The 22,757-nt window shown below is 71.6% G+C and carries 22 protein-coding genes; 4 read left to right on the forward strand and 18 right to left on the reverse strand.

Annotated features, from left to right (window positions below; translation table 11 throughout):
• Positions 1-6 precede the first annotated feature (6 nt).
• The 13 genes from ABD268_RS16165 to dop form a co-directional block, all read right to left on the reverse strand.
• Complete coding sequence (locus tag ABD268_RS16165; protein ID WP_344154434.1) at positions 7-2,820, reverse strand: DEAD/DEAH box helicase; 2,814 nt, start codon at positions 2,818-2,820, stop codon at positions 7-9.
• A 23-nt stretch (positions 2,821-2,843) separates the two neighbouring features.
• Entirely contained in the window at positions 2,844-3,725 is an 882-nt protein-coding gene (locus ABD268_RS16170; protein WP_344154437.1) for a diacylglycerol kinase, read from the reverse strand.
• Between the two features lie 25 nt (positions 3,726-3,750).
• Positions 3,751-4,182, reverse strand: a complete 432-nt coding sequence (locus tag ABD268_RS16175) for a hypothetical protein (RefSeq protein WP_344154439.1) — start codon at positions 4,180-4,182, stop codon at positions 3,751-3,753.
• Positions 4,179-5,021, reverse strand: a complete 843-nt coding sequence (gene tatC / locus ABD268_RS16180; protein WP_344154441.1) for a twin-arginine translocase subunit TatC — start codon at positions 5,019-5,021, stop codon at positions 4,179-4,181. Before tatC ends, ABD268_RS16175 begins: the two co-directional genes overlap by 4 nt.
• A 12-nt stretch (positions 5,022-5,033) precedes the next feature.
• Positions 5,034-5,324 carry a Sec-independent protein translocase subunit TatA gene (gene tatA, locus ABD268_RS16185; protein ID WP_344154443.1) on the reverse strand — a complete coding sequence of 97 codons (291 nt, stop codon included), beginning with the start codon at positions 5,322-5,324 and terminating at the stop codon, positions 5,034-5,036.
• A 46-nt stretch (positions 5,325-5,370) separates the two neighbouring features.
• A complete protein-coding gene (locus tag ABD268_RS16190) occupies positions 5,371-6,366 on the reverse strand; it encodes a helix-turn-helix transcriptional regulator (protein WP_344154445.1) in 996 nt (331 codons plus the stop codon).
• A complete protein-coding gene (locus tag ABD268_RS16195; RefSeq protein WP_344154447.1) occupies positions 6,363-7,382 on the reverse strand; it encodes a helix-turn-helix transcriptional regulator in 1,020 nt (339 codons plus the stop codon). Before ABD268_RS16195 ends, ABD268_RS16190 begins: the two co-directional genes overlap by 4 nt.
• Before the next feature lie 25 nt (positions 7,383-7,407).
• Complete coding sequence (locus tag ABD268_RS16200) at positions 7,408-8,361, reverse strand: FKBP-type peptidyl-prolyl cis-trans isomerase (RefSeq protein ID WP_344154450.1); 954 nt, start codon at positions 8,359-8,361, stop codon at positions 7,408-7,410.
• Positions 8,362-8,473: 112 nt separating this feature from the next.
• A complete protein-coding gene (pafA, locus tag ABD268_RS16205; protein ID WP_344154453.1) occupies positions 8,474-9,835 on the reverse strand; it encodes a Pup--protein ligase in 1,362 nt (453 codons plus the stop codon).
• Positions 9,836-9,900: 65 nt separating this feature from the next.
• Positions 9,901-10,710, reverse strand: coding sequence for a proteasome subunit alpha (prcA, locus tag ABD268_RS16210; RefSeq protein ID WP_344154456.1), 810 nt, complete (start codon positions 10,708-10,710; stop codon positions 9,901-9,903).
• Between the two features lies 1 nt (position 10,711).
• On the reverse strand, positions 10,712-11,554 hold the full coding sequence (gene prcB / locus ABD268_RS16215) for a proteasome subunit beta (protein WP_344154459.1): 843 nt from the start codon (positions 11,552-11,554) through the stop codon (positions 10,712-10,714).
• A gap of 49 nt (positions 11,555-11,603) precedes the next feature.
• Positions 11,604-11,801 carry a ubiquitin-like protein Pup gene (locus ABD268_RS16220; protein ID WP_344154461.1) on the reverse strand — a complete coding sequence of 66 codons (198 nt, stop codon included), beginning with the start codon at positions 11,799-11,801 and terminating at the stop codon, positions 11,604-11,606.
• A gap of 51 nt (positions 11,802-11,852) precedes the next feature.
• On the reverse strand, positions 11,853-13,361 hold the full coding sequence (dop, locus tag ABD268_RS16225; protein ID WP_344154463.1) for a depupylase/deamidase Dop: 1,509 nt from the start codon (positions 13,359-13,361) through the stop codon (positions 11,853-11,855).
• Between the two features lie 40 nt (positions 13,362-13,401).
• On the opposite strand from dop, the gene ABD268_RS16230 reads away from it, so the two are divergent.
• Genes ABD268_RS16230 through ABD268_RS16240 form a run of 3 tightly spaced genes read left to right on the forward strand, consistent with a single transcriptional unit; the run spans position 13,402 to position 15,484 of the window.
• Complete coding sequence (locus ABD268_RS16230; protein ID WP_344154465.1) at positions 13,402-14,028, forward strand: class I SAM-dependent methyltransferase; 627 nt, start codon at positions 13,402-13,404, stop codon at positions 14,026-14,028.
• A 23-nt stretch (positions 14,029-14,051) separates the two neighbouring features.
• Positions 14,052-14,963: a sulfotransferase gene (locus ABD268_RS16235; protein ID WP_344154467.1), complete on the forward strand. Its 912-nt coding sequence runs from the start codon at positions 14,052-14,054 to the stop codon at positions 14,961-14,963.
• Positions 14,964-15,004: 41 nt separating this feature from the next.
• Entirely contained in the window at positions 15,005-15,484 is a 480-nt protein-coding gene (locus ABD268_RS16240; RefSeq protein WP_344154469.1) for an aminoacyl-tRNA deacylase, read from the forward strand.
• A gap of 10 nt (positions 15,485-15,494) precedes the next feature.
• On the opposite strand, the gene arc is transcribed toward ABD268_RS16240, so the two are convergent.
• From arc to ABD268_RS16255, 3 genes are all read right to left on the reverse strand, one after another.
• Complete coding sequence (gene arc / locus ABD268_RS16245; protein WP_344154472.1) at positions 15,495-17,249, reverse strand: proteasome ATPase; 1,755 nt, start codon at positions 17,247-17,249, stop codon at positions 15,495-15,497.
• A gap of 106 nt (positions 17,250-17,355) precedes the next feature.
• Positions 17,356-18,342, reverse strand: a complete 987-nt coding sequence (locus tag ABD268_RS16250) for a tRNA (adenine-N1)-methyltransferase (protein WP_344154475.1) — start codon at positions 18,340-18,342, stop codon at positions 17,356-17,358.
• 38 nt (positions 18,343-18,380) lie between these two features.
• Entirely contained in the window at positions 18,381-19,562 is a 1,182-nt protein-coding gene (locus ABD268_RS16255; protein WP_344154478.1) for a site-2 protease family protein, read from the reverse strand.
• An 84-nt stretch (positions 19,563-19,646) separates the two neighbouring features.
• Between ABD268_RS16255 and ABD268_RS16260 the strand changes: the two genes are divergently transcribed.
• On the forward strand, positions 19,647-20,555 hold the full coding sequence (locus ABD268_RS16260) for a RecB family exonuclease (protein ID WP_344154481.1): 909 nt from the start codon (positions 19,647-19,649) through the stop codon (positions 20,553-20,555).
• A 161-nt stretch (positions 20,556-20,716) separates the two neighbouring features.
• Here ABD268_RS16260 and ABD268_RS16265 read toward each other — a convergent pair whose 3' ends face one another.
• Positions 20,717-21,748, reverse strand: coding sequence for an ABC transporter ATP-binding protein (locus ABD268_RS16265; RefSeq protein ID WP_344154483.1), 1,032 nt, complete (start codon positions 21,746-21,748; stop codon positions 20,717-20,719).
• Positions 21,745-22,755: an ABC transporter ATP-binding protein gene (locus ABD268_RS16270; RefSeq protein WP_344154485.1), complete on the reverse strand. Its 1,011-nt coding sequence runs from the start codon at positions 22,753-22,755 to the stop codon at positions 21,745-21,747. The genes ABD268_RS16265 and ABD268_RS16270 overlap by 4 nt, the downstream gene beginning before the upstream one ends.
• Positions 22,756-22,757: the final 2 nt, after the last annotated feature.

Genomic DNA, 22,757 nt, shown 5'->3' on the forward strand with positions numbered 1-22,757 from the left:
ACAGGGTCAGTCGGTCAGCCCCGAGTAGGCGACGACGCCGCGCCGGATCCGGTCGACCACGTCGCGGGCGGTGCTGCGCAGCGGCAGGTCCCCGGCCGCGTCTGCGACCTGTCCGGCGAGGTCGAGCAGCTGCTTCATCCAGCGCACGAAGTCGCCGGCCGCGAGGTCGGTGGAGCCCAGCACGTCGTCGAGCTCGTCGCCCTCGGCCCACCGGTAGGCCGCCCACGCGAAGCCCATGTCGGGCGGGCGCAGGAAGTCGAGCCGGTGCTCGCGCTCGAGCGCGTCCAGCTCCCCCCACAGCCGCGCCATCTCGCCGACCGCCTCGCGCACTGCCCCACCGGGGATCCGCGGCGAGGTGGCGTCGTCGGGGCGGCGCGCCTCGAACACCAGCACCGAGAGCGCGGCGGCCAGCTCCGAGGCCATCAGGTCGTCCCACAGCCCGTGGCGAAGGCACTCCGCGGCGAGCAGGTCCACGTCGGAGTAGATCCGGCGCAGGTAGCGCCCGCGCGGGGTCACCGTGTCACCCTCGAGGTAGTCGAGCGCGGTGAGCACTTCGCACACCCGGTCGAACTGGCGGGCGACCGTGTTGGTGCGCTGCTCGACCCGTCGTTTGAGCGTCTTGGCGTCCCGGTCGAGCTTGAACCACCGCTCCGCCCAGCGGGCGTGGTCCTCGCGCTCGGGGCAGCCGTGGCACGGGTGCGCCTTGAGCTCGCTGCGCAGCCGGTTGACCTCGCGCTCGGTCCCGGAGTCCAGGGGCGCCTTGGTGCCGCCGCGCCCGCCGCCCTTGCCCGGGTACGGCGGGGCCAGGTCGTGGGTGCGCGAGCGCAGCGCCGAGGCGAGGTCGCGCCGCATCTGCGGGTTGCGCCCGTTGAAGTTCTTCGGCACCCGCAGCCGCGTCATCGCCTCCACGGGCGTCGGGAAGTCCATCAACGCGAGCCGGCGCGCCTGGCGGTCGGCGGTCACGACGTACGGACGCGGCCCCTCCGCGGACATGCCGGGATCCACGACGACGGCGTACCCGGCGAACTTGCCCGCGGGCACATCGATCACGTCACCGGGCTTGAGCCGCGCCAGGGAGTCCAGCACCTCCTCGCGCCGGTCCGCCTTGCGGGCCCGGGCCGCGTTCTTCTCGACGTCGCTGATCCGACGCCGGAGCGCGGCGTACTCCATGAAGTCGCCGAGGTGGCAGGTCGCGGCCTCGCGGTACCCCTCGAGGGCGTCCTCGCTCTTGCGCAGCTGCCGGGCCAGCCCGACGACGGCCTTGTCGGCCTGGAACTGGGCGAAGGACTGCTCGAGCAGCTCGCGGGAGCGCTCGCGGCCGAACTGGTGCACGAGGTTGACGGCCATGTTGTACGACGGCCGGAACGACGAGCGCAGCGGGTAGGTGCGCGTGGAGGCCAGGCCGGCCACCTCGCGCGGGTTCATGCCCGGCTGCCAGAGCACGACACCGTGCCCCTCCACGTCGAGACCCCGGCGCCCGGCCCGGCCGGTCAGCTGGGTGTACTCCCCCGGCGTGATGTCGGCGTGCGTCTCGCCGTTCCACTTCGACAGCTTCTCGATCACGACCGTGCGCGCCGGCATGTTGATGCCCAGGGCGAGGGTCTCGGTGGCGAACACCACCTTGCACAGGCCCCGGACGTAGAGCTCCTCCACGCACTGCTTGAACGCCGGGAGCATGCCGGCGTGGTGGGCGGCCACGCCACGGGTGAGGCCGTCGAGGAAGTCGTGGTAGCCGAGGACGTGCAGGTCCTCGTCGGGGAGCTTGCGGCAGCTGGCCTCGACGAACTCGTAGATCTCGTCGCGCTCCTCCGGGGAGGTGAGCCGGATCCCGGCGTTGACGCACTGGGTCACGGCGGCGTCGCAGCCGACCCGGCTGAAGATGAACACGATGGCGGGCAGCAGCCCCTCCCGGTCGAGCCGGTCGATGACGTCGAAGCGGCTCGGGATCCACACCCGTCGGCCGTTGCCGACCTGCTTGGCCCCGCTCCCCCGGCCACCGGCCTGCGAGCGGCCACGCGGCGACCGACGGTCCTTCATGCGGGAGCTGGCCCAGTCGTCCCGGGCGATCCGGAGCAGCTCGGTGTTGACCGGGGCGCCCTCCTTGACGAAGCCCGCGGCCGCGTCGACGTCGGAGTCGGCGAACAGGTCCAGCAGGCGCTTGCCGACCATGACGTGCTGGTAGAGCGGGACCGGCCGCTTCTCCTCCACGATCGTGGTGGTGTCGCCGCGGACGGTCTCGAGCCACTCGCCGAACTCCTCGGCGTTGGAGACGGTGGCGGACAGCGACACCAGCGCCACCGACTCGGGCAGGTGGATGATGACCTCCTCCCACACCGCCCCGCGGGCCCGGTCGGCGAGGTAGTGCACCTCGTCCATGACCACGAAGCCGAGGCCCAGCAGCGTGCGGGACCCGGCGTACAGCATGTTGCGCAGCACCTCGGTGGTCATCACGACGATCGGGGCCTCGCCGTTCACGGTGTTGTCACCGGTGAGCAGACCGACCTGGTCGGGGCCGTACCTCGCGACGAGGTCGTTGTACTTCTGGTTCGACAGCGCCTTGATCGGGGTCGTGTAGAAGCACTTGCGGCCGGTCGCCAGCGCCAGGTGGATCGCGAACTCGCCGACGATCGTCTTGCCCGACCCGGTCGGCGCGGCCACCAGGACGCCGCGTCCCTCCTCGATCTCCTTGCAGGCTTGGACCTGGAAGTCGTCAAGGGGGAAGGTGTAGAGGCTCTCGAAGTCGCGGAACACCGGGTGCTCCCGCCCGCGGCGGTAGCCGGCGTAGCGCTCGGCCGGGGAAAGGTCGTCCGCCGTGCTCATGGCCCCCAGCCTAGGGGGCAGGCCTACGCCAGCACGGTCAGCGCCCCGGCGACACACTCCACGGTCAGCGGCAGCGGCCCGAACCGCTCCCCGTCGGCGTACGACACGATGCCCGGCGCCGCCACGGTCACGCAGCGGACCCGGTGGTGCTCGTACTGCGGGTGGTGGACGTGCGTGCCCTTGAACAGCTTGGGGTAGGTCCGCACCAGGTCGGGCTTGCTCATCGTCTTGATGATGACCACGTCGAGCAGGCCGTCGTCGAGCACCGCGCCCTCGGTGATGCGCAGCCCGCCGCCGAAGGACGGCCCGTTGCCGACGGCCACCAGCATCGCGTCCAGCCGGAGCGTCCTGCCGTCGAGGTCCAGCGTGTACGGCAGCGGCTTGAAGGTGCGCAGCTCCGCCACCGTGGCGAGGTTGTAGCGCATCTGGCCCCGTGGCCAGGTCATCCGGTTCGCGCGTTCGTTGACGATCGCGTCGAAGCCCGCGGCCATGACCGTCGCGAAGTACTTCGACCCGCTCCGGGCGAGGTCGATGGTGCGCGTGCGACCCGCCACGACCAGGTCGGCGGCGGCCACCGGGTCCTTGCGGGGGATGTCGAAGTAGCGGGCGACGTCGTTGCCGGTGCCCGCCGGGATGATGCCCAGCCTGGTGCCCGTCGTGGCCACCGCCTGGACGCCGAGGTGGACCATGCCGTCGCCCCCGCACACCACCAGCGAGTGCACGCCGTCGGCGACGCACTGCCGCGCCAGGTCGAGCGCCTCGTCGGGGTCCCGACCCTCGAGGTTGCGGACCACGAGGCCGGCGTCGCGCAGCCGGGGCAGCGCCGCGTCGCGAGCCCGCGCGCCCTTGCCCTTGCCGGACGTGGGGTTCGTCAGGAGCGCGATCTCGCGTGATTTTCCGGCCACGAGGCCGAGACTAGCGGCCGGCGGATCAGCGGGTGCGCCGCGACTCGGAGCCGATCCGCAGCCGTGCGGCGTAGCGGTCGGGCGAGGCGCCGACCGCCTTGGCGAGCCTGCTCAGCGCGTCCAGGACCAGGTCGGCGGTGAACGAGGTGCCGGGCACCGCCAGCGTCAGGCGCGAGTCGTGCTCCAGCAGCAGGATCTGCCCGTGTCGCCACGCCTGGTGTGCGCGCTTGCGGACGTCGTCACTGGCCACCGGCATCGGGTAGGCCTCGTCGATGGCGAGCAGGTCGCAGGCGACCTCCTCGAGTGCTCCGGCGACGTCGGCCTGCAGCCGCCCGGCCACGTGGTGGCCGGACCGGACCCCGGTCTCGGAGGTCCAGGTGACGTCACAGGTGCCGAGCCAGTCGGGAAGGTCGAACGGGTCGAGGTCGACCAGGGTCTCCTGCGTCGGCACGGTCACAGCGGCGAGAGCTCGTCGTCCGACCACTGGTCGGTGCGGTTCCCGCCGCGGCCGCGTGCCCGGTCCACCGAGCGGGCGATCGCCTCGGCGATGAAGAACAGGATCAGCATCGGCAGCGCCAGCATCAGCATCGAGAACGGGTCGGTCGAGGGCGTGGCCACGGCGGCGAAGATGAACGTGCCGAGCACGATCCACGGCCGGTAGCGGCCCAGCGCCTTCCCGGAGACCACGCCGGCGAGGTTCAGCATGATCACGAACAGCGGGATCTCGAAGGCGATGCCGAAGACCAGCAGCATCCGGGTGAGGAAGCTGAAGTACTCACCGAACTCGACGAGGTTCTGCAGGCCCGCCGGGGTGAACCCGATCAGCACCTCCAGCCCCTTGGGCAGCACGTAGTAGCCGGTCAGCACGCCGAGGATGAACAGCGGCCCCGCGACGGCCGCGAAGATCCGTGACCACTTCTTCTCGTGCGCGTGCAGCCCGGGCACGATGAACGCCCAGATCTGGTAGAGCCAGTACGGGCTCGACACGACGATCGCCGCGACGCCGCACAGCTTCAGCTGCAGCATCAGCGGCCCGGTCGCCCCGGCGACGTACGCCGTGGTCTCGGTCTTCTGGCCGAGCTGGACCCGGGCGTCGTTGTAGGGGTTCAGCACCAGGTCGAGGAGCTGGTCGTAGAAGAACAGCGCGACCGAGAAGGCGATGACCAGGAAGATCGCCGACCGGATCAGCCGGGCGCGCAGCTCCCGGAGGTGGTCGGCGAGCGCCATCCGGCCGTCCGACCCGACCGGGTGGTGCGGACGACCGCGCAGCAGGTCGACGACACCGGCAATGGACAAACCAGGACCCGGTCAGGCGTTGTCGTTGCGACGCATGCGCTCGCGCTCGGCGTCGAGCTCGGCCTGCCGCGCGTCGAGCTCGGCCTGCTGTCGGGCCTCGATCTCGCGCTGCTCCGGCGTGGCGCCGGCGGTGTTGTCGTCGTCGTCCATCAGGCCCTTGGTCTCGGCCTTGAAGATGCGCAGCGCGCGACCACTGCCGCGGGCGAGCTCGGGGAGCTTGGCCGCGCCGAAGAGCAGGATGATCACCGCCAGGATGATGAGCAGCTCGGGCGTGCCGAGGCCGGCGATGGCGAGCGGGGTCATGTGCGTCCTCACATCAGGTTGGTTGACGTCTCCATGCTACGCCGCCTCATGAGTAGAGGCTGAGCGTTGCACGGGCGGCGGTCAGGAAAGACTCGGTGAACACTTGGGGCGAGACGACCCGCGCGTGCGGGGCGAGGCGGAGCAGCAGCCGCTGCAGCCAGCGCTCGTCGGCGACGAGCAGGTCGACCTCGAGGCTGCCGTCGCCCTGGGGCCTGACCTCCTCGACAGGGTAGTACTCCACCACCCACCGGGCGGCCGGGGCCAGGCGCAGGGTCACCGTCGTGGTGTCCGCGGACCGGCTGAACAGGCCGTCCCCGAGGTCGCGCGGAGCCTCGGGCGCGGTCTCGATCGGGGCGTCCAGCACCTCGGCCCCGTGGATCCGGTCGAGGCGGAACAGGCGCGGGGCCTCGGCGCTGTGGCACCAGGCGTCCAGGTAGGCGAACCCGTGGGCCGTCACGACCCCGCGGGGGTCGACGGTGCGTTCGGACTGCTCGTCGCGCGAGGGGACGTAGTAGCTCAGCCGCACCTGGCGGCGCTGCTCGGCCGCCTCACGGAGCCGGGCCTCCAGCCGCGCCAGGTCCGGGGCGGGCGGCTCGTCGCCCGGATCGATCTGCGCGGCCGCGGAACCCTCGGCGGCGGCGGCCTCGAGCTTGGCCAGGGCGCGGTCCACGACCTCCCGGGTGTCGTCCCCGGCCCCGTTGCGCAGCGCGCGCAGGGCCACGATGATCGCGGTGGCCTCCGTGGGAGAGAGCCGCAGCGGACGGGCGAGGTACTCGGCGTTCGACACCCGGATCACGCCGTCGCCCTCCTCGCCCTCCAGGGCATCGAGGTCCACGTCGATCAGGTCGTCGGGGTAGCCGCCGGGCAGCCCGCACATGAGCAGCACCTTGAGGTCGCGGACCAGCTGCTCGGGGTCGACGCCGAGGGCCCGGGCGGCGTCCTCGAGCCGCACCTGTCCGCGGGCGTGCAGGAACGGGACCAGCGCGAGCAGCCGGGCCACCTGCTCCTTGGCGGCCGCCTGGACCGGGGGTCTCGCGCTCATCCCTGCTCCTCCCCCGCCGCGGCTCCCGCGGCAGCCCCCTCGACGGCCCCCTCGACGGCCGAGAGCCGGGCGACGATCCGGGACCGCAGCTCGGTGGGCTCCTCCACGACGACGTCGGCGCCGTAGCCGAGCAGCTCGTCGGCAAGCCCGGGGCCACTGCGGGAGACGGTCACCCGGTCCCAGCCTGTCCTGTCGTCGGGGCCGCTGACCCCCGTCTCGACGGCGTCGGCGTTGCGGCGCAGCGGCAGACCGGCGCCGGAGCGCACCAGGACCACGGCGCTCTCGGTGACGGGTGCCGGGGCGAGCCGGCGCGCGGTGGCGCGCACGTCGGTGCCGGGCGGCACGTCGTACGACCCCGGCTTGCCGGCCCGGCGGGCCGTGCCCTGGACCCGCGAGAGCCGGAAGACGCGCTCCTCGCCGCGGTCGGTGTCGAGGCCGACGGCGTACCAGCGGCCGGAGTAGCGGACCACGCCCCAGGGCTGCAGGTGCCGGGTGGCGGCGGCGGTCTGGCCGGCACGCCGGTACTCGAACTCGACCGGGCAGCGCTCCTGGGTGGCCTCCCAGAACACGTCGAAGGACGGCTCGTCGGCGCTGAGCCGTGGCTCGGCGATGTCGAGCGCCGACACGTCGAGGGGTACGCCGAGCGCCGTCAGCTTGCGGACCGCCTCGGTGGTGGCCTCGGCCAGGCGCGCGTGCTCCCACACCCGGGTGGCCAGGCCGATGACCGCGGCCTCGTCGGCCTCCAGGCTGACGTCGGGCAGCGCGAACCGGTCCGGGGGGATCCGGTAGCCGGGCTCGTCGTCGAAGAGGGGGTCCATGTTGCCCACCTCGATCGGGACACCAAGGCTGCGCAGCTCCTCCTTGTCGCGCTCGAACATCTTCTCGAAGCCCTCGTGGGAGGAGTCCGGGTAGAGGATCGCCCGGATGCGCTCCTTGCTGACGTAGTGGCGCTGGACGAGCAGCATGATGAGCAGGTTGAGCAGACGTTCGCTCTTGCGCGCCGCCATCCCGCTCATGCCGCTCCCCTGTCCGTGCGCTGGATCAGCCGGCCGACAGGATGTCGACGACGAAGTACAGCGTGTCCGTGCCCTTGATGCCGGCCGCGGTGTTGCCCTTGGAGCCGTAGCCCTCCTTGGGCGGGATCGCCAGCAGCACCCGGCTGCCGACCTTGGTGCCGACCAGCGTCTTGTCCCAGCCGGGGATGACCTGACCGGTGCCGATGCCGAACGACGCCGGCTCCTTGCTGTAGCTCTCGTCGAAGGGCTGCTTCCCGCCGTACACCTGGCCGAGGTAGTCGACGGTGATGGTCTGGCCCTTCTGCACCGTCGCGCCGGTGCCCTTGACCAGGGTCGCCTCACGGAGCTTGCCGTTCGGCTTCGGAGCCTTGGCGAAGTCGAGGGAGGTGACCGCGTCACCCTTCTCGACGAGCTTCGGGGCCCAGGAGGGTGCCTTCTGGGCGGCGCCCTGCGGCCCGTCGAGGGGCTTCGCGGCCTTGCTGACCAGGTCGACGATGACCAGCACGGCGTCCTTGTTGCCGATGCCGAGCTGCGGGTTGCCCTGGGCCCCGAACGCCTTGTCGGCGGGGGCCGTCACCACGATGCGCGAGCCGATGGCCTTGCCGGCCGCGACGGCGTCCGCGAACAGCGGGCTGACCTGGTCGCTGCCCACGGTGACCGACTCCGGGGTGTCGGAGTCGTAGGTGCTGTAGGCCTTCTTCTCCGTGTAGCCGTTGCCGATCCAGATCTGGGCGTTGACCTTGTCGCCGTCCTGGAGCTCGGCCCCGTCGCCGGTCTCGAGGGTCTTCGTCTCCAGGCCGTCGACCTGCATCTGGTCCTTCCAGGTGACCTGGGGCTCCTTGCCGACGTCGCCCTCGATGCTCACCGCGTCGAGCGGTTGGCCGGCGGAGGCGTCGTCGTCGCTGCCGCACGCGGTCAGGCCCGCGAGCAGGAGCACGGGCAGCAGGACGGTCGGGAGGCGACGGAGTCGTCGGGACACGGGATTCACCTTTGCGGAGAGTGCAGGAACGGCGCGGGTCACCCTATCCGGACGGGCTGAGAAGTTCCGGCAGCCGGTCCCGTCATCCACAGGGCGTGTTCAGGGCCCTTGGTCACATGCCATCGATGAGGCGCTGCACGCGCTCGTCCTGGGCGCGGAAGGGGTCCTTGCAGAGCACGGTGCGCTGGGCCTGGTCGTTGAGCTTGAGGTGCACCCAGTCGACGGTGAAGTCGCGGCGGCGTTCCTGGGCCTTGCGGATGAACTCCCCACGCAGCCGGGCGCGCGTCGTCTGCGGGGGCACCGACTTGGCCTCGAAGATCTTGAGGTCGGTGGTGACCCGGGCGACCGCACCTCGCTTCTCCAGCAGGTAGTAGAGGCCGCGGCCGCGGTGGATGTCGTGGTAGGCGAGGTCGAGCTGCGCGATCCGCGGGTGGCCGAGCGGCAGGCCGTGCTTGGCGCGGTAGCGGTCGATCAGCTTCCACTTGATGACCCAGTCGATCTCGCGGTCCACGAGGCTGAGGTCGTCGGACTCGACCGCCTTCAGCCCGCGCTCCCACAGGTCCAGGGCTCGCTCAATGACCGGCGTGCTGATCCCCCGGCGGTCCACGAAGTCGCGGGCCTTGGTGAGGTACTCCTGCTGGATGTCCAGCGCGCTCGCCTCGCGGCCGTTGGCCAGGCGCACCTTGCGGCGGCCGGTCACGTCGTGGGAGATCTCGCGGATGGCCCGGATCGGGTTCTCCATCGTGAGGTCGCGCATCACCACGCCCTCCTCGATCATCCGCAGGACCAGGTCGCAGCTCGCGACCTTGAGCATCGTCGTGGTCTCGCTCATGTTGGAGTCGCCGACGATCACGTGCAGGCGGCGGTACTTCTCCGCGTCCGCGTGCGGCTCGTCGCGGGTGTTGATGATCGGACGGCTCCGGGTGGTCGCGCTGGAGACGCCCTCCCAGATGTGCTCGGCGCGCTGGCTCACGGAGTACGACGCGCCCCGCGGCGTCTGCGTGATCTTGCCGGCGCCGACGATGATCTGGCGGGTCACCAGGAACGGGATCAGGACGTCGGCGAGCCGGGAGAACTCCCCCGCCCGCCCGACCAGGTAGTTCTCGTGGCAGCCGTAGGAGTTGCCGGCGGAGTCGGTGTTGTTCTTGAACAGGTAGATCTCGCCCGCGATCCCCTCGTCGTGGAGCCGCTGCTCGGCGTCGAGGAGCAGCCCCTCCAGCACCCGCTCCCCGGCCTTGTCGTGGGTGACCAGCTCGACCACGTCGTCGCACTCGGGCGTGGCGTACTCCGGATGGCTGCCGACGTCGAGGTAGAGGCGGGCGCCGTTGCGCAGGAACACGTTGCTGCTGCGGCCCCAGCTCACCACCTTGCGGAACAGGTAGCGCGCCACCTCGTCCGGGCTCAGGCGGCGCTGACCCTTGAACGTGCACGTCACGCCGTACTCGTTCTCGATCCCGAAGATGCGCCGGTCCATGATGGTCAGAGTAGGCGCAGGCTGGTGGCCGGGGTGGGAACCGCGTGATTTGGCCCGCGATTCGGTCAGCCGGGCGGCGCGATGGGCGGCTCGTCGCCGACGGGCGCGGGAGCCTCGGCGGGCTCACCGAGCTGCTCGGGCTGGGCGGCGTGCGTGGCGGGCCCCCGGTCGCCGAGGAGCGCGTCGAGGCGGGTCGGGCGGAGCCGGGCGAACTTCCGCGGCTGGGTGCGGGTCCGGTCGAGCACGGCCACCTCGAGGTCCTCGGTGGGGATGACCCGGTCCTCGCTGCCGCCGTTGTCGGCAGAGGTGTGCCCCAGGGCCGCCACCGCGACCGTGAGGGCGTCGTCGAGCGAGGCCCCCTCGGTGTAGTGCTCGCGGAGGTACTCCCCGACCGTGTCCGCCTGGCCGCCCATCACGGCGTACCCGTGCTCGTCGGCGACCTGGCCGTCGTAGGTGAGCCGGTAGATCTGGTCGTCCGCGGGCGCGTCGCCGATCTCGGCGACGAAGATCTCGACCTCGTAGGGCTTCTCCCCGCCGCTGGAGAAGATCGTGCCGAGCGTCTGGGCGTAGGCGTTCGCGAGGCCCCGGCCGGTGACGTCGCGGCGGTCGTAGGCGTAGCCGCGCATGTCGGCGAGCCGGACCCCGGCGATCCGGAGGTTCTCGAACTCGTTGTAGCGGCCGACCGCGGCGAACGCGATCCGGTCGTAGATCTCCGAGACCTTGTGCAGGGCCTGGGAGGGGTTCTCGGAGACGAACAGCACGCCGTCGGCGTACTGCACCGCGACGACCGAGCGGCCGCGACCGATGCCCTTGCGGGCGAAGTCCGCCCGGTCCTTCATCAGCTGCTCGGGCGAGACGTAGAACGGCATGCTCATCTCAGCGTGCTCCCTGCTCGAGCGGGGCGGTCGGACCGTCGGGACGGGTCATCCGGCCCGCGATCACCCGGTCCGCGATCGTGGCGACCTCGTCGTCGGCGAGGCGACGGCCGCCGTCGGCGGTCATCACCTGCACCACCGGGAAGATCCGGCGGGTGATGTCGGGGCCACCGGTGGCCGAGTCGTCGTCGGCGGCGTCGTAGAGCGCCTCCACGACGGCCTGGACCGTCTGGTCGGCGCTGAAGTCGTCGCGGTAGAGCTTCTTGAGGGAGCCCCGGGCGAAGAGGGAGCCCGAACCGACCGAGTGGAACGCGGTCTCCTCGTAGCGGCCGCCGGTGACGTCGTAGCTGAAGATCCGGCCCTGCCCGTGGTTGAGGTCGTAGCCCGCGAACAGCGGGACGACGGCCAGGCCCTGCATGGCCATCCCGAGGTTGGAGCGGATCAGCGCGGCCAACCTGTTGGACTTGCCGTCCATCGAGAGTGTGCTGCCCTCGATCTTCTCGTAGTGCTCGAGCTCGGTCTGGAACAGCCGGACCATCTCGACGGCGAGGCCGGCGGTGCCGGCGATGCCGACCGCGGAGAACTCGTCGGCGGGGAAGACCTTCTCGATGTCGCGCTGGGCGATGATGTTGCCCATCGTGGCGCGCCGGTCGCCGGCCATCACGACGCCGCCGGGGAACGTGGCGGCGACGATCGTGGTGCCGTGCGGCGCCAGGTCGCCGGCGTGCCCCTGGGGCACGGCGCGGCGCGAGGGCAGCAGGTCGGGGGCCTGGGCGGCCAGGAAGTCACTGAAGGACGACGTGCCCGGCTGCAGGAAGGCGGCCGGGAGGCGGGGATCCGTCATCGCGGGGTCCCCGCGGAATCCGAGCGCAGCGAGCGATTTCGTGGGGTGCTCACTGGCCACCCTTCTGGATGAACGACTTCACGAAGTCCTCGGCGTTGGTCTCCAGGACGTCGTCGATCTCGTCGAGGATCGCGTCCACGTCGTCGTCGAGGGCCTCCTTGCGCTCGGCGACGTCGCTCTCCGGAGCGACCTCGGTCGACTCCTCGGTCTCCGAGGACTTGCGGGGCTGCTTCTGCTCCTGTGCCATGTCTCTCCTTCGGCTCGGTCCGACCCTATCCACTCAGCGGGCCCGATCCACCTATCTGGTCAGAGCGGCGAACAATGCCTCGGCCGTCGCGCAGCGGTCCAGCAGCTCTCCCACGTGCGCGCGGCTGCCCCGGAGCGGGTCGATCGTCGGGACCCGCTGCAGCGACTCGCGGCCGGGCAGGTCGAAGATGACCGAGTCCCACGACGCGGCCGCGACGTGGTCGGCGTACTTCTCCAGGCACCGCCCGCGGAAGTAGGCGCGGGTGTCCTCCGGCGGGTCGTGCATCGCCTTCTCGATCGAGACGTCGTCGAGGAGCCGCTCGATCCGGCCGAGCCCCACCAGACGGTGGTAGAGCCCCTTCTCGGGACGGATGTCGGAGTACTGGTAGTCGATGAGCTGGAGCTTCGCGTCGTCCCAGTCCAGCCCGTCGCGCTGGCGGTACTGCTCCAGCAGCTTCAGCTTGGCCACCCAGTCCAGCTCGCCCGCGCACAGCATCGGGTCGCGCTCGAGCCGGTCGAGCACCGACTCCCAGCGGGCCAGCACGTCGACGGTCTGCGGGTCGGCGTCCGCGCCGAGCCGGTCCTCGACGTACTTCCTGGCCAGGTCGAGGTACTCCAGCTGGAGCTGCAGCGCGGTCATCGTGCGCCCGTCCTGCAGGGTGACCGTCTGCTTGAGGGTGGGGTCGTGGGAGACCGCACGGAGCGCGGCCACCGGCCCGTCGAGCGCGAGGTCCGCGGAGATGAACCGCTCCTCGATCATCGCCAGCACCAGGGCGGTGGTGCCGACCTTGAGGTACGTCGACACCTCGGCGAGGTTCGCGTCGCCGATGATGACGTGCAGGCGGCGGTACTTCTCCGGGTCGGCGTGCGGCTCGTCGCGGGTGTTGATGATCGGCCGCTTGAGGGTCGTCTCCAGGCCGACCTCGACCTCGAAGTAGTCGGCCCGCTGGCTGATCTGGAAGCCGTGCTCGCGGCCGTCCTGGCCGATCCCCACGCGCCCGGCGCCGCAGACCACCTGGCGGCTCACGAAGAACGGCGTCAGGTGGCGCACGATGTCGCCGAACGGCGTGGAGCGCCGCATCAGGTAGTTCTCGTGGGCGCCGTACGACGCACCCTTGTTGTCGGTGTTGTTCTTGTAGAGCACGATCGGCGCCCCGCCCGGCAGCTGGCCGGCCCGGCGGGCGGCGTCGAGCATCACCTGCTCCCCCGCCTTGTCCCAGCGCACGATGTCCAGCGGGGTGGTGACCTCGGGGGTGGAGTACTCGGGGTGGGCGTGGTCGACGTAGAGCCGGGCGCCGTTGGTGAGGATGACGTTGGCCAGCCCCATGTCCTCGTCGGTGAGCTGGCTGGGGTCCGCGACCTGCCGGGACATGTCGAAGCCGCGGGCGTCGCGCAGGGGCGACTCCTCCTCGAAGTCCCAGCGCGCCCGTCGTGCCTTGATCGTCGCCGAGGCGTAGGCGTTGACCACCTGCGAGGACGCGACCATGGGGTTGGCCAGGGGCTGCCCCTGGACCGAGATGCCGTACTCGACCTCGGTCCCCATCACACGACGCACACTCATGCGGCGAGCCTACGCGGTGGAACCGCCGTACTCTCGGGACATGGGGCTCTGGACCGAGCAGGTCGTGCCGCGCCTGACGGACGTGGCTCTCGGCAACGACCAGATCGGCCGGCTCCGCACCGCCGCCTCCGCCGGCCTGCACGGTCGCGTGCTGGAGCTCGGCTTCGGCAGCGGGCTGAACCTCGGGCACCTGCCGCGCGAGGTCACGGCCGTGGACGTGGTGGAGCCCAGCGAGGTCGCCTGGGCGCGCTCCGAGGCCCGTCGCCGCTCGGCCGGCGTGCCCGTGCAGCGGATCGGGCTGGACGGCGCGCGGCTCGAGGCGGCGAACGCGTCGTACGACGCGACCCTGGCCACGTTCACGCTCTGCACGATCCCGGACGTGGCCGCCGCCCTCGCCGAGGTACGCCGGGTGCTGCGACCCGGGGGCGCCTTCCACTTCCTCGAGCACGGGCTGGCTCCCGATCCCGGCGTGGTGCGCTGGCAGCAGCGCCTCGATCCGCTGCAGCAGCGGCTGGCCGCCGGCTGCCACCTGGACCGCGACGTACCGGCCCTGGTCAGGGCTGCCGGCCTGGAGATCGTCGAGGTGCGCCAGGAGTACCTCCCCGGCCCGCGGATCTCCCGTCCCTGGACCTACGCCTACCTCGGCCGGGCGGTGCGGCCTGCTTGAATGTACCGACCCCAGGAGGCCCCATGCAGCAGCGTCCCGGGCCGAGCAGCACCTCCGGGGTGCGACGCTCGGCCGTCCGTCTGGTGCCCGGTGCCCGCGCTCGGGAGGAACGGGACGCGGTCGCGGCCGAACGCGACGCGGCCACCGCCGAGCGCGACCGGCTCAGGGCCGAGCGGAAGCAGCTGCGCCGTCGGCTGAAGAAGGCCGAGCAGGAGCGGAAGAAGCTGGCCGGCCGGCTGGCGGAGCTGGAGCTGCGCGACGACCTGGGCTACCTCTTCGTGGTGACCTACGGGCGGTCGGGCTCCACCCTCCTGCAGGGCCTCCTCAACGCGATCCCCGGCTACGTGATCCGCGGCGAGAACCGTCAGATGCTGCTGCACCTGCACGAGTTCCACCACAGCGGGGCCGCGGAGAAGCGGGAGCAGCGCCGCCAGGAGCGCAAGAACGACCTGCCCGTCGGTGGCGGCACCCCGGTCCGGCCGTTCTACGGCATGGACAACTTCAAGGTGCAGGCCTCGCTCGAGGACTGTCGGCGCCTCGCCCTCGACACGGTCCTGCGACCCGGCCCCGAGACCCGGGTGACGGGCTTCAAGGAGATCCGCTGGGGACAGGAGGACGTCGAGGACCTCGACCGCTACGTCACGTGGCTGCGCAAGGTCTTCCCCGGCGCCCGGTTCCTGGTCAACACCCGCGACCTGACGGCGGTCTCGCAGAGCAAGTGGTGGGCCGACATGCCCGACGCCGTCGAACGGCTGGCCGACACCGAGAAGCGCCTGCTCACGCTCGCCGACACCCTCGGTGACGACGCCTTCCACGTCCACTACGACGACTACGTCGCCGACCCTCGCGCCCTGGTCCCGCTCTTCGAGTGGCTGGGTGAGGAGCTCGACGAGTCCCGGCTGCGCGCGGTGCTCGAGGAGAGGCACTCCTACTGAGCCGCGGGCACCCCGAGCGCCTCTCGGAGTAGGTTCGGCCCGTGACCGAGGACGAGGACCGCTCAGCCCGCGCGATCACGGCCGCCGAGGCGCTCGGCCTGGCCCACCGGGTCACCCGTCACGGACCGGTGCGCTCGTTGGCGGAAGCCGCCGCGGCCCGCGGGGTCGAGCCCTGCGCGATCGTGAAGACCATGGTGGTCCGGGTCAGTGAGGGCGACCACCGCTTCGTGCTGGTGCCCGGCGACCGCGAGATCGCCTGGCCCAAGCTCCGGGCCCTGCTGGGCGTCAACCGGATCTCGATGCCGGATGCAGAGACGGCCCGCGAGCTGACCGGCTACGTGCGCGGCACGATCACGCCGCTGGGCAGCGCGACTCCCCTGCCGGTGATCGCCGACGCGAGCGTCGCGGGCCAGGTCTCGCTGGGTGGCGGCGCGCACGGAGTGGCGCTGACCGTCGACGCCGCTGAGCTGCTCGCCGCGCTGGACGCCACCGTGGCCGACGTGACGGAGCCGGCCGGGTGAGGCCCGGAGCCTAGAGGTACTGGCCGGTGTTCGACACCGTGTCGATGGACCGACCCGGCTCGGTGCCCTGCTTGCCGGTGATGAGCGTGCGGATGAACACGATCCGCTCGCCCTTCTTGCCGGAGATCCGGGCCCAGTCGTCGGGGTTGGTGGTGTTGGGGAGGTCCTCGTTCTCCTTGAACTCGTCCACGCACGCCTGGAGCAGGTGCGATACCCGCAGCCCGTGCTGCTCGTGCTCGAGGAAGTCCTTGATCGCCATCTTCTTGGCCCGGTCCACGATGTTCTGGATCATCGCGCCGGAGTTGAAGTCCTTGAAGTACAGGACCTCCTTGTCGCCGTTGGCGTAGGTCACCTCGAGGAAGCGGTTCTCCTCGGTCTCGGTGTACATGCGCTCGACCGTCGCCCGGATCATCCCGCCCACGCAGGCCGACCGGTCGCCGCCGAACTCCCCGAGGTCGTCGGCGTGCAGCGGCAGGCGCGTGGTGAGGTACTTGCTGAAGATGTCGCGGGCCGACTCGGCGTCGGGGCGCTCGATCTTGATCTTCACGTCGAGGCGTCCGGGCCGCAGGATCGCGGGGTCGATCATGTCCTCGCGGTTGGATGCGCCGATGACCAGGACGTTCTCGAGCAGCTCGACGCCGTCGATCTCGCTGAGCAGCTGCGGGACGATGGTGTTCTCCACGTCGGAGGAGACCCCGGAGCCGCGGGTGCGGAACAGCGAGTCCATCTCGTCGAAGAACACGATGACCGGGGTGCCGCCGCTGGCCTTCTCCCGGGCCCTCTGGAAGACCAGCCGGATGTGCCGCTCGGTCTCGCCGACGTACTTGTTCAGCAGCTCGGGGCCCTTGATGTTGAGGAAGTAGGACTTCCCCTCCTGGCCGGTCTTGGCCGCCACCTTCTTGGCCAGCGAGTTCGCGACCGCCTTGGCGATCAGGGTCTTGCCACAGCCGGGCGGGCCGTAGAGCAGCACGCCCTTGGGCGGCTTGAGCTCGTGCTCCTTGAACAGCTCGGGGTGCAGGTAGGGCAGCTCGACCGCGTCGCGGATCTGCTCGATCTGGTTGCCGAGGCCACCGATCGACTCGTAGGCGATGTCCGGGACCTCCTCGAGGACCAGCTCCTCGACCTCGGACTTCGGGACCTTCTCGTAGACGTAGCCGGCCCGGGAGTCCAGCAGCAGGGAGTCGCCCGCCCGGATGGTGTCACCGCGGAGGGGCTCGGCGAGCCGGACGACCCGCTCCTCGTCGGCGTTCGCGATCACCAGGGCCCGCTCGCCGTCGGCAAGGAGCTCCTTGAACATCACCACCTCGCCGACCTGCTCGTAGTCGAGCGCGGCGACGACGTTGAGCGCCTCGTTGAGCATGACCTCCTGGCCGCGCCTGAGCGCGTCGAGGTCCACCGAGGGGCTGACGTTGACCCGGAGCTTGCGACCTCCGGTGAAGACGTCGATCGAGTCGTCCTCGTTGCGGTTGAGGAAGGTGCCGAAGCCGGCCGGCGGCTGGGCGAGCCGGTCGACCTCCTCCTTGAGCTTCATGATCTGGTCGCGGGCCTCGCGCAGGGTCTGGGCCAGGCGCTCGTTCTGCGAGGTCACCCCCGCCAGGGACCGCTGTGCGTCGGCCAGCCGGAGCTCCAGGCCGCGCGAGTGAGCCGGTGCGTCGCTCAACCGGCGGCGGAGGTCGGTCACCTCGGCCTCCAGGAAGCGCACCTGGTTCGCGAGCTCGTCGGGGCTGCGGCCACTCGTGCTGGAAACGCCTTCGTTGTTCGACATCAGCGTCACCTCCTGTGGTTGCGACCCTACCCGCGAGATCGTCCGACGGAAGGGGAAGATCCCGGGTGTTGGTCACGATTTCGAGAAGGTCCGGGGCCGCTGGGCACTACTCGGCCGGATCGACGGGGATGCCCGGCGGGCGCGGTCCTGTGTAGTCGGGACCGTAGGCACCCGGAGCGGGGCGGCGCTTCTTCAGCGGGGGCCGCTGGCCGGGCGCCATCCGGCGGGCCGTCACCAGGAACGCCGTGTGCCCGATCATCTTGTGTCCCGGACGCACCGCGAGTCCCTCGACGTGCCAGTCCCGGACCAGGGACTCCCAGGCCTGGGGCTCGGTGAAGCCGCCGTGCACGCGCACCGTCTCCACGAACCGCGAGAGCTGCGTGGTGGTGGCGACGTAGGCGCAGACGATGCCGCCGGGGCGCAGGGCGTCGGCGGCCGCGTCGAGGCACTCCCAGGGCGCCAGCATGTCCAGGATGATCCGGTCCACCCGCTCCCCCGACGCCGGCAGCGCCTCGGCGAGGTCGCCGATGGTGAGCGACCAGGCGGGGTGGCTCTGGCCCTCCGGGGCGCCGAAGAACTGGCCGACGTTGCGCCGGGCGACGTCGGCGAACTCCTCACGGCGTTCGTAGGAGGAGACCCGGCCCCAGGGTCCCACTGCGCGCAGCAGCGAGCAGGTCAGCGCGCCGGAGCCGACGCCGGCCTCGACCACGTGGGCGCCGGGGAAGATGTCGGCCAACGCCACGATCTGGGCCGCGTCCTTGGGGTAGACGACGGCCGCTCCGCGCGGCATGGAGACCACGAACTCCGAGAGCAGCGGCCGGAACACGAGGTACTCGCCCCCCGCGGAGGAGGTCACCGTGAACCCCTCCTCACGGCCGATCAGCTCGTCGTGGTCGAAGTGGCCCCGGTTGGAGAAGAAGCGCTTGCCCGGCTCGAGGCAGATGTTGTGACGGCGGCCCTTCTGGTCGGTGAGCCGCACCCACTCGCCCGCGCGCAGCGGCCCCCGGTGGACACCGGACCAGGCCTCCTGGGGGACGTCGGGAGCATCGGCGAGGTCGCCGTCGGTCGGGCTGGTCGAGACCACGTCGGACATGCCGCGAACCCTACGAGACCGGCCCCGGAGTCGATGAATCAGCGGGTGGCGGCTCGGAACGCCCGGTCCACGTCGGTCGTGGCCAGCACGCCGTAGATGCTGCCGTCCTCCTCGAGGAGGAGGTACTCCGCGGCCGGGGTGCGGGTGATGGCTACGACCAGGTCCTCCCCCGAGATCGACGCGGGGAGGCTGAGCCCCTCGTCGAGGGTGCGTGCGACGGTGCTCACCGCGACCCACGGCCGCCGGTCCTCCGGGGTGGCCAGCAGTGCCGCCTCGTTCACGACGCCCACCGGGCGCCCACCACCGGTGACGGTGACGATGCTGCCCGCCTCGGCCTGCTGGGCGCGGCGTACGGCCTCGGCGAGCGGGAGGTCGTCGGGGACCGCGAGCGTACGGCGGGCAAGGTCGCGGGCGACCAGCTGAGGCAGCTTGCGGCGCAGCCGGGCCGACGTCATGGCGGCGGTGGATCCCGACCACAGGAAGGCCGCCACGATGAACGCGAGGACGAAGTCGAGGATGGCGGGGGGCGTGCCGGTGACCTGGGTCTGCAGCAGCGGCCAGCCGAGCACCGCGACCGCGGTGAGCCGGCCTCCCCAGCCGGCGACGATGGTGCCGCGGTGCATGTTGCCGGTCAGGCCCCACACCGCGGACTTCAGCACCCGCCCGCCGTCCAGGGGCAGGCCCGGCACCAGGTTCAGGACGCCCACCAGGAGGTTGGCCCCGGCCAGCCCCTCGACGGCCATCCGCAGCAGTCCGTCGGGGGTGACGAACCACAGCGCGACGGCACCGACACCCACGAGCACCGACGTGATCGGCCCGACCACCGCGATCCAGAACTCCTCGCGGGGCCGGCGTGCCTCACCCTCGATCGCGGTCATGCCGCCGAGGAAGTGCAGGGTGATGGACGTGACCGGGAACCCGCAGCGGCGGGCCATCACCGCGTGGGACGCCTCGTGCAGCAGCACCGAGAGGTAGAGGACGACCGCGAAGGCGAGCCCGGCGACGTACTTGCCGAGGCCCAGGCCCGGGGAGACCTCCTCCACGCGCGGCGCCATCACGATCGCGATCAGCCCGGCCACCAGGAACCAGGAGGAGGAGACGAGGACGTCGCTGCCGGCGATCGTGCCGACCTTGAACGTCCCGGGCGGTCGCTCGGGACGCGGCTGGTCGTCCTCGGGGGCAGGGCCGCCCGAGGCGGGACCAGGAACGCGTTCGGGCACGACTCGAGGCTATCCGACGAGCCCTCGGGGCGACGCTTCGGCGGCGCGGGCGCGCTGTCGGTGGCGTCGCCTAGGGTGCGTGGCATGAGCGTGCAGCAGGAGTCCCCCGCCGAGCGGATGTCGACGCCCGTCGACGGCGTCGACGTGCTCGGAGCGCTCTCACCGAGCCGCGCCGGTGACTTCCTCACCTGCCCGCTGCTCTACCGCTTCCGCACCATCGACAAGCTCCCCGAGCCGTACTCCCCCGACGCCGTGCGCGGCACGGTCGTGCACAAGGTGCTCGAGGACCTCTTCGACCTCCCGGCCGACCACCGCACCCCGGAGCGGGCCCGCGAGATGCTGCTCCCGGCGTGGGAGGAGCTCGTGACCGCGGAGCCGGAGCTGACCGGGATGTTCGACGCGGAGTCCGGTGCCGCCCCCGACATCGCGTCCTGGCTGACCTCCTGCCGGGCGGTGCTCGACCGTTACTTCACCCTCGAGGACCCGACCCGGCTGGAGCCGGCCGAGCGTGAGCTCTACGTGGAGGCGCTGCTGGACTCCCGGCTGCTGCTGCGCGGCTTCGTGGACCGCATCGACGTCGCACCCGACGGAGCGATCCGGGTCGTCGACTACAAGACCGGCCGCGCCCCGGGCGAGATGTTCGAGGCCAAGGCGCTCTTCCAGATGAAGTTCTACGCGCTGGTCATCTGGCGGACCCGCGGGGTGGTGCCGGCGATGCTGCAGCTGGTCTACCTCGGCAGCGGCGAGATGCTGCGCTACGTCCCCGACGAGGCCGACCTGGTCGCCACCGAGCGCAAGGTCGAGGCCATCTGGCGGGCGATCCGCCTCGCCGAGGAGTCCGGCGACTGGCGGCCCAGCCCGGGCCGCCTGTGCGACTGGTGCGCCCACCAGGCGCTCTGCCCGGCGTACGGCGGGACGCCTCCGCCGCTCCCGGTGCTCGAGATCGACCCGGCCCCCGGGACGCCCGGGCCCGAGGCCCAGGGCACGCCCTAGGGTGCGTCTCTCAAGTCGACGCCGTTGCGAGCGGGGTTTCGCGCCGTATCTGGCAAGGCGGAGGCGCGAAGGCGGGACGGAGTCCCGGTGAGTCGCCGACAACGCCGCCAGATCGGATGCGAAGGCCCGCGCAGCAGGCGCATCGACTTGAGAGACGTGCCCTAGCCCGCGAGCACCTGCTCCGCGCTGACCTCGTGCGGGCGGATCCTGCCGTCCGCGATCTCCTCGGCGAAGTGGCAGGCGACGCGGTGGCCGGGGGCCAGCTCGCGCAGCACCGGCCGTTCGGTGTCGCACCGGCTCTCCTGCCGGAACGGGCACCGGGTGTGGAACCGGCAGCCGGTGGGCGGGTCCGCCGGGGACGGAAGGTCGCCCTGGAGCAGGATGCGCTCCCGGGTCGCCTCGACCCGGGGGTCCGGCACCGGCACCGCCGACATCAGCGCCTTCGTGTACGGGTGCCGCGGCTCGGCGTACAGCTCGTCGGACGGGGCCTGCTCGACGACGCCGCCGAGGTACATCACGGCCACCTCGTCGGAGACGTGGCGCACCACGGCCAGGTCGTGGGCGATCACCAGGTAGGTGAGGTTGAGCTTCTCCTGGAGCTCCTCGAGCAGGTTCAGCACCTGCGCCTGGATCGAGACGTCCAGCGCCGAGACCGGCTCGTCGGCGATCACGAAGCGCGGCTCGAGGGCGACGGCCCGGGCGATCCCGATGCGCTGGCGCTGACCGCCGGAGAACTCGTGGGGGTACTTCTGTGCCGCGGAGGCCGGGAGACCGACCTGGTCGAGCAGGTCCCGGACCCGGGTACGCCGGTCGTAGTCGATGCCGTGGGCCCGCAGCGGCTCGGTCAGGATCGTCTCGACGCTCTGCCGCGGGTTCAGGCTGGCCAGCGGGTCCTGGAAGACCATCTGCATGTCCTGCCGGATCCGGCGCAGCCGCTCCCCGCGCAGCTCACCCACGTCGGTCCCGTCGAAGAGCACCCGGCCCTCGGTGACCGGGCTGAGCCGGAGCAGGGCCCGGCCCAGCGTGGACTTGCCACAGCCGGACTCCCCCACCAGCCCCAGGGTCATGCCCTCGCGGATCTCCAGGTCGACCCCGTCGACCGCCTTCACGTCGCCGACCCGCCGGTTCAGGAGCAGCCCGTCCCGGATCGGGAAGTGCACCTTGAGTCCCTGGACGGACACCAGTGAGGTCATGACCGCGCCTCCTGCCTTGCCTCGGTCAACGGGTTGAAGCACCGCAGCTGTCGGTCCTCGAGCTGCTCCAGCGAGGGCGCCGAGCTGGTGCAGGGGTCGATCTTGTTGCGGCAGCGCGGCGCGAAGGCGCAGCCCTCGGACCACGGGAGCGTCTGGGTCGGCGAACCCGGGATGGGCCGCAGCGGCGTGCCGCGCGGCGAGTCGAGGCGCGGGATGCTCTCCAGCAGTCCTCCGGTGTACGGGTGCCGGGGTGCGCCGAAGAGCCGGTCCCGGGTCGTGGACTCGACGATCCGGCCGGAGTACATCACGTTGACCTCGTCGCACAGCCCGGCGACGACGCCCAGGTCGTGGGTGATCATGAGCAGCGCGGCGTCGGTGTCCGCGACCAGCTCCTTGAGGACCTCCAGCACCTGTGCCTGGATCGTGACGTCCAGCGCGGTGGTGGGCTCGTCGGCGATCAGCAGCTTCGGGCCGCAGGCCAGCGCCATCGCGATCAGCACGCGCTGGCGCATCCCTCCCGACAGCTGGTGGGGGTACTCCCCGAGCCGGCGGCCCGGGTCGGGGATGCCGACCTTGCGGAGCAGGGCCTCCGCCCGGTCGTCCGCCTCCCGGCGATCGACGTCCTCGTGCCGGCGGATGACCTCGGAGACCTGCACACCGACCGGGACCACCGGGTTCAGCGAGGTCATCGGGTCCTGGAAGACCATGGCGATGTCCCGGCCACGCAGCCGCGACATCGTCCGGCGGTCGGCCTCGAGCAGGTTGCTCCCGCCCCAGAGGACCTCGCCGGAGGTGCGTACGCCGCGCTTCGGGAGCAGGCCCATGATCGCCAGCGAGGTGACCGACTTGCCGCTGCCGGACTCACCGACCAGGCCGACGTGCTGCCCGGGCCGGATCTCGAAGGACACCTGGTCCACCGCGTGGACCGGGCGCGAGCCCCGGGTCCCGAAGGTGACCGCGAGGTCGCGCACGGACAGGAGGGGCGCAGGGCTGGGGGTGGAGGTCATCG

The sequence above is a fragment of the Nocardioides koreensis genome (genome assembly GCF_039531775.1).
Lineage (GTDB): Bacteria > Actinomycetota > Actinomycetes > Propionibacteriales > Nocardioidaceae > Nocardioides > Nocardioides koreensis.

Excerpts from the sequence above, each read along its gene's own strand:
- prcA (WP_344154456.1), bottom strand. The coding sequence starts at position 10,710 with ATGAGCATGCCGTTCTACGTCTCGCCCGAGCAGCTGATGAAGGACCGG.
- ABD268_RS16195 (WP_344154447.1), bottom strand. The coding sequence starts at position 7,382 with ATGAGCGGGATGGCGGCGCGCAAGAGCGAACGTCTGCTCAACCTGCTC.
- arc (WP_344154472.1), bottom strand. The coding sequence starts at position 17,249 with ATGTCGAACAACGAAGGCGTTTCCAGCACGAGTGGCCGCAGCCCCGAC.
- ABD268_RS16165 (WP_344154434.1), bottom strand. The coding sequence starts at position 2,820 with ATGAGCACGGCGGACGACCTTTCCCCGGCCGAGCGCTACGCCGGCTAC.
- pafA (WP_344154453.1), bottom strand. The coding sequence starts at position 9,835 with ATGGACCGGCGCATCTTCGGGATCGAGAACGAGTACGGCGTGACGTGC.
- ABD268_RS16220 (WP_344154461.1), bottom strand. The coding sequence starts at position 11,801 with ATGGCACAGGAGCAGAAGCAGCCCCGCAAGTCCTCGGAGACCGAGGAG.
- ABD268_RS16270 (WP_344154485.1), bottom strand. The coding sequence starts at position 22,755 with ATGACCTCCACCCCCAGCCCTGCGCCCCTCCTGTCCGTGCGCGACCTC.
- ABD268_RS16190 (WP_344154445.1), bottom strand. The coding sequence starts at position 6,366 with ATGAGCGCGAGACCCCCGGTCCAGGCGGCCGCCAAGGAGCAGGTGGCC.
- ABD268_RS16230 (WP_344154465.1), top strand. The coding sequence starts at position 13,402 with ATGGGGCTCTGGACCGAGCAGGTCGTGCCGCGCCTGACGGACGTGGCT.
- ABD268_RS16250 (WP_344154475.1), bottom strand. The coding sequence starts at position 18,342 with ATGTCCGACGTGGTCTCGACCAGCCCGACCGACGGCGACCTCGCCGAT.
- dop (WP_344154463.1), bottom strand. The coding sequence starts at position 13,361 with ATGAGTGTGCGTCGTGTGATGGGGACCGAGGTCGAGTACGGCATCTCG.
- ABD268_RS16260 (WP_344154481.1), top strand. The coding sequence starts at position 19,647 with ATGAGCGTGCAGCAGGAGTCCCCCGCCGAGCGGATGTCGACGCCCGTC.
- prcB (WP_344154459.1), bottom strand. The coding sequence starts at position 11,554 with ATGACGGATCCCCGCCTCCCGGCCGCCTTCCTGCAGCCGGGCACGTCG.
- tatA (WP_344154443.1), bottom strand. The coding sequence starts at position 5,324 with ATGACCCCGCTCGCCATCGCCGGCCTCGGCACGCCCGAGCTGCTCATC.
- ABD268_RS16235 (WP_344154467.1), top strand. The coding sequence starts at position 14,052 with ATGCAGCAGCGTCCCGGGCCGAGCAGCACCTCCGGGGTGCGACGCTCG.
- ABD268_RS16265 (WP_344154483.1), bottom strand. The coding sequence starts at position 21,748 with ATGACCTCACTGGTGTCCGTCCAGGGACTCAAGGTGCACTTCCCGATC.